This is a genomic window from Mitsuaria sp. WAJ17, from assembly GCF_014174515.1.
In the GTDB taxonomy this organism is placed as follows: Bacteria; Pseudomonadota; Gammaproteobacteria; order Burkholderiales; family Burkholderiaceae_C; genus Roseateles_B.
The window spans coordinates 1-5,614 of record NZ_JACJUG010000062.1 but is presented as its reverse complement, the minus strand read 5'-3'; the positions used below and the strand labels follow the sequence as shown (position 1 = coordinate 5,614).

The window sequence follows — 5,614 nt, the reverse complement described above, 5'->3', positions numbered from 1 at the left end:
CACTGCCGGCTGGCGCGGGCGCGGCTCCCGGGGCGGCGCCGGGCGCGGCAGGCCGCGGCGGGTTCGGGTCGTAAGGCGTGGCATTGCCCTGGATGGAGGCCAGCATGCCCGGTGTGGCCAGCTTCTCCATCGGGAAGTAGTCGCTCTTGAAGTTGACCCGCACCTCGCCGCTGAGCTTGGCCTTCAGCGAGGCCTTGGACTCGCTGCTCTCGTCCACCGAGGACTGCACCGTGGTCATGTGGTCGTAGTCGTTGCGGTTCATGGTGGCTGCGCCCCAGCCGAGGAAGCCGCCCGCCGCGCCGGAGATGTTGGTGTTGTGCATGTGCTCGCGGTCCGACAGCCCGGCCTTGGCCTTGCGCAGGGCCTGGTCGCTGGCGCGGAAGTCGAACACCACCTTGGCGTTGATGGCGCCGTCGGTGATCACGATGCGGTTGATGCCCAGCAGCACCATGGAGGACAGCAGCTGCTGCCGCGAGCGCGCCATCTGCACGCGGGCCGCGGCCACGAGGCGAGCCTCCTGGTCCGCGTCCGAAAGGTCGGTGACGGGCTTGAGCAGCTGCAGTTCCTGGTTGATGCGGGCCAGCGCCCCCTCGTTGTCCTCGTTGCGCAGTTGCAGGCGCTGGCCTGTTCCGCCCTCGTCGTCCTCGCTCCGGCCCATGCGCAGCGCATCGGGAAACTTGTCACTGAGCCAACCGCGTGCCTGGTCCAGGCTGATGTTGTCCTGGGCGAACTGGTCCACGGTCTGGGCCACGGACTTGAGCAGTTCGCCATAGGCCTGCATCTGCTGGATGCTGGCGTTGACGATGGCCTGGAAGACGTTCTGGATCAGGCCGCCCACGAAGGCGGGGAAGTCCACCGAGTTGATCAGGTTCTTGAACTGCTCGGTGCCCTGCTGGAGAGCACCGGCCTTGAAGTCGGCGCCGGCGAAGGTGCCCACCTTCTCCGAGGCCTTGTTCTTGGCCGCGTCCACGCCGCCGGCCAGGGCCTCGGCGGAGGCGGCTTCGCTGCGCGGCACTTGCCGCGCGGCGTCGCTGCCGCCGCTGTCCTTGCGCACCACGGGGTTCTCGAACTCCTCGCGGGCCAGGCCCTGGGGATTGGCCATGAAGGAGGCCACGCGCACCATGGTTTGGGCGATCTCGCGCTGCTGCTCGGCGGGCAGAGCGCGGAAGCCCTCACTCTGGGCCAGCAGGGCCCGCACTTGCGGGCGCACGGTGGCCAGGGTGGCGTCGTCGAGCCAGTCGTGCGAGGCAGCCGAAGCGGGAGGCGGAGGCGCGGTGCTTGGCATGACGGGATCCTCAGGCGGCGGGGGCGGGAGCGGGGGCCTGGGCAGGCGTGCCTGCCGCGGGCGCGGGCGCCGCCGCACCCGGCGTGGTGGTGACAGGCCGCGCGGCCATCGTCTTGACCATGCCTGGCTGCGAGTTCATCTGGATGGCGGCGATGGCCGCAGGGTCGGCCATCTTCTCCAGCGGCAGGTAGTCGCTCTTGAAGTTGACCTCCACGTGGCCGGCGAGGCTGGCCTTGGTCTGCAGCGAGGAGTCGTCGCGCAGCTGGCTGGTGCTCATCAGGGTGACGACGGGGGCCTCGTCGTACTTGTAGGCGCCGGTGGAGTAGGTGCTGGCGTCGGTCTTGCCGGTCAGCACGCCGGAGTCGCTGCGGGTCTCGCTGCCGCCCTCGCGCTTGTAGTCCCATTGGCCTTCGCCGCTGTGCGTCTTCTGGACGTTGCCGTACATGTCCGTCGCGTAGTCGTACTTGACAGCGCTCTTCTGGAAGCGGCGGTTGTCGCGGGCCTGGAAGTCGAACAGCACTTTGGCGGAGATCTTGCCGTCGGTCACCACGATGCGCTGCATGCCCATCATGACCATGGTGGCCAGCAGCTGCTGGCGGCCCGTGGCGATGGTGGTGCGCGCGGCGGGCACGAGCAGGGCCTCGATGAGGTTGTCGTCGATGCGCTGCAGGGGCTGGGCCAGAGGAAGGCCGCTGCCGTTGATGCGGGCGATGGCGTCCTTCTCCTCCACACCCTCGCGCAGCACCACGCGCGGGCCGGTGGCCGGCGCGTCGCCGAAGCTGAAATCGCCCTGGCCGGGCTCCTGCAGCTGGAAGAGGTCGGGGAAGCGCTCGATGAGGTTGTCCCGGCCCTGGTTGGCCGTGGTGTTCTCGTCGCGGAACTGGTTGAGGCTCTTGGAGACGTCGGCCACCAGCTTGGCGTAGGCCTCCATCTGCTCGATGCTGCTCGTGACGATGCTGTGGAAGACGCCGTTGATCAGTCCGCTCACGAAGCCGGGGAAGTTCACCCCCTTGATCATGGCCACGGCCTGCTCCACGCCCGTGCGCACGGCAGCGCCGAAGGCCGGGGCGTCGTCGGCCTCGACGTCCTTGACGCTGCTCGTGCTGCCGCGCGCATTGGCCTGGTTGCTCATTGCCCCGAAGCCCAGCAGGCCGCCTGCGGCCAGGGACTGCACCTCGGGCGCGGCCTGCTGCGGATCCACCTTGATCCCCGGCTCGGCCAGGAAGGCGCCCACCTGGACCAGGTCGTGCGCCAGTTGGCGCTGCGTGTCCGGCGCAAGCCGGGTGTAGGCCGGGCTCTGCTCCAGCAGGGCGCGAACGGAGCTGCGCGTCGCTTGCAGGGTCTCGCGGCTGACGGGCGGGGCGGCATTGGAAGGCGACGGGGCGGGCAGTGCACTCATCTCACACCTCGGGGCTCAGGACGTGACCGGCGGATGCGCGCTCGTTCATCTGGTCGCGCAGCTCGAACTCGATGGGGCGCACATAGAGGCTGATGCGCGCGTCGCTGCGCGGCGTCACGCGCACAGACAGCACCGAGAAGTGCCCCTGCTCGCGCGCATCGTCCACGCCGAAGGCCTGCAGCCAGCGCTCCAGGGCCATCAGCTGGCGCGGCCGCTCGGCCAGGCCCAGGCGCACCAGGTCCACGAAGCCCGTGGGCAGATCCGGCAGGGCGGAGAGCAGGATCTCCAGCTTCAGCTCGACACCTTCGGGCGACTCGCGCAGGCCCAGCAGGGCCGAGCCGTGCGGCAGCTCGAAGCGCCCACCCAGCGCCACGCCCACGGCACGCATCAGCGAGGGCAGGCGCGCAGCCAGGCCCAGCTCGCTCATCAGCGAGCCCAGCTCCGACAGCACCAGCGGCCCGCGGTGCATGAAGGTCACGCGCTGCGAGCCGGCATCGCGCTTGCAGCCGATGCTGGTGAAGATGGGCATCAGCCGCGGGTACAGCATCATCACCCGCCGCGTGAGCCGGGCCAGGCCGGGGCTCAAGGCTTCGATCTGCTGCGGGTTGAGCTCGTAGTAGATCTTGGCGGCGTAGAGCCCGTCCTCGTCGAAGGCGCTGCCGAACCAGGCACCGAAATTCATCCACGAGAGGCCCGACATGCCACGCCAGGCCTCGCTGCGCTCGTCGAACCAGCGCAGGGCATCGCGGCCGAAGATGGGATAGACCAGGCGGCGCAGCTCGCGCGTGGCCTCGTCGCGCCGTGCCATGGGGCTGGCCTCGGGCTCCAGGGGCGAGATGGTGAAGCGAAGCATGCGCGGCTCGCTCTCCGAGAACGAGGGCTCGTAGGGCACTGCACCGGGCGTCAGCGCGTTGTTGGCATAGGCCAGGTCGTTCTCGGGCCGGGCGAAGCTGCGCTGCAGCATGGGGCCCACATAGTCCATGGGATCGCTGACGCCGAGGCGGCGCGAGGCCACCGCCAGCGACTGCGCCACGTGCTTGAACATCGGTTGCGTCATGGGGGGCCTCCTGGGCTCAGATGGGCAGGTTCACGCCCACCGAGGCCAGCACGTCGCGCGCGGCCTGGGGCATGTCGATGGGCCGGCTGGTCATGGCCGGCGCTTCGATGGACTGGGAGTAGTGCTCGACGCTCTGCTCCTGCACGCCCATCACCGCCAGCCACTGCTCGCAGGCGTTGACCAGGTCCCAGTCCGTGGGCTTGAGCGTGGGATTGGCGCCGCTGGAGATGCGCATCTGCGGGTTGGAGATCTCGTCGATGGACAGCACCGGGCCGGAGATGTTGGCCAGGCGCTGGATGTTCTCGGAGATCCAGCGAATGATGATGGCCCCGGCCCGCGACTGCGTGCGGAAGCGGTGCGTGTTTTTGGCGCCCCCAAGGTAGTTGACGTTGACCATATCGATCACCTGCCACATGTCGCGGGCGCCGAAGGCCGAGCGCAGATCGGGGTCCTGCAGGATGTCGCGGAAGCCGATGATGGTGTTCTGCAGCTCGGTCGCGGCGAAATAGGCGATGCCGTAGCCATTGCGCGAGAGGTTGGCGCCCAGGTCGCGTGCGGCCTTGCGCACCTGCTCCTGGCTGACGGCCATGGGCACGTTGTTGCGCAGCAGGCGCTCCACCGAGATCTGGCGGGCGAAGCTGGACACGGCTGAGACGAAGCGCAGCCACAGCTCGTTGAAGTCCCGGTTCGGGTCGCCTGCGCTGGGGTTGCCGCCGGGCGCGCCGAACATGCGGTAGTAGAGCTCGCGGCGCTCGGCCTCGGTGATGCGCTCGGTGCTGGTCTTGAAGTACTTGAAGAGCTTGTCGCCCACCGTGCCTTTGCCCAGGGGCAGCAGGCCGCCGCGGAAGAGATCGACGATCTTGTCGACCACCTGGAACATGCGCATCTCCTCCAGCTGGTAGGCGAAGTAGATGGCCTGCGAGGCCTGCAGGTTCTCCTTCTGGATCTCAACGTCCACCGACTCTTCCAGGTCCGGAAGCATGATCTCCAGGGCCGAGGGCGGGGCACCTTCCACCATGCCGGTCAGCAGGTTGAAGGCGTTGTCCATGCGGCTCACGAGCCAGGGGTCGTTGGGCGAGATGCCCTCGTCGCGGATGCGACGCACGATGGAGGCCAGGCTGTTGGCGGAGACGGCGTAGACGGTGTCGTCCGGGTCCGGCACCAGGTAGCTGCTGCCCTTCATGGTGCTGGTGCTGCTGCGGCCGCTGATGAAGCCGGGCGCCTCCGGGTCCACATAGCCTTTCTCGATCTGCGACTTGAGCGTCACCTCATGCCGCGTGGTGAAGCGGTTGAAGGCCGCCATGAACAGGGCGCGGTTCTGCTCGAACTCGCCGCGTGCGATGGTCACCTTGGAGATGAAGTTCAGGTTGTCCGGGCCCTGGATGCCGTCCAGCAGCAGCAGGCCGCAGACGGCCAGGATCTCCTTCTCCTCCACGCCCAGCTCATTGGGCTGCACGCCGTATTGGCTGCCCATGAAGCCGTAGCGCATCACGTAGTCGGTCTGGCCGGTCTGGGAGAGCACGGCCCAGGACTTGCCCGAGACCTGCTCGGCCACGCCGCGGTAGAGCTCGTCGGTGGTGTCGCGGTCGGCGAGTTGGGCGCGCAGCTCCTCCAGCTCCTTCTTCAGGTCCGGGCCCAGGCCGCCGGTGCGGGCCTTGGTGTTCTCGATGCGCTCCAGGTTGGCGATGCGCACGCGGATCTCGGCGCGGCGGTTGCGGTCACGTTCGGCCAGGTCGATGAAGAGGATGCGGTTCATGTGGGTGGCTCCTGTTTGGGTGTTGGCTGCCGCAGCGGAGGCGGGGGCTTTGGGTGCGGCGAGGCCCGCACGGGAGGGACGGGCCGGCGCCGGGGCGCGGGCCTTGCGGGTGGGGGG

General features: G+C 68.8%; 4 protein-coding genes. All 4 read right to left on the bottom strand.

Annotated features, from left to right (window positions below):
* The coding region (locus H5407_RS23145) for a hypothetical protein (protein ID WP_183106852.1) at positions 1-1,285 on the bottom strand (1,285 nt) is incomplete at its 3' end.
* A 10-nt stretch (positions 1,286-1,295) separates the two neighbouring features.
* On the bottom strand, positions 1,296-2,684 hold the full coding sequence (locus H5407_RS23140; protein WP_183106851.1) for a hypothetical protein: 1,389 nt from the start codon (positions 2,682-2,684) through the stop codon (positions 1,296-1,298).
* 1 nt (position 2,685) lies between these two features.
* Positions 2,686-3,741, bottom strand: coding sequence for a hypothetical protein (locus tag H5407_RS23135; RefSeq protein WP_183106850.1), 1,056 nt, complete (start codon positions 3,739-3,741; stop codon positions 2,686-2,688).
* A gap of 16 nt (positions 3,742-3,757) precedes the next feature.
* The gene (locus H5407_RS23130) at positions 3,758-5,497 is read right to left on the bottom strand and encodes a hypothetical protein (protein ID WP_183106849.1); all 1,740 of its coding nucleotides are present in this window, start codon (positions 5,495-5,497) and stop codon (positions 3,758-3,760) included.
* Positions 5,498-5,614 lie beyond the last annotated feature (117 nt).

What these genes read in the sequence shown, in the direction of transcription:
- H5407_RS23135 (WP_183106850.1), bottom strand. Translation starts at nt 3,741, where the DNA reads ATGACGCAACCGATGTTCAAGCACGTGGCGCAGTCGCTGGCGGTGGCC.
- H5407_RS23130 (WP_183106849.1), bottom strand. Translation starts at nt 5,497, where the DNA reads ATGAACCGCATCCTCTTCATCGACCTGGCCGAACGTGACCGCAACCGC.
- H5407_RS23140 (WP_183106851.1), bottom strand. Translation starts at nt 2,684, where the DNA reads ATGAGTGCACTGCCCGCCCCGTCGCCTTCCAATGCCGCCCCGCCCGTC.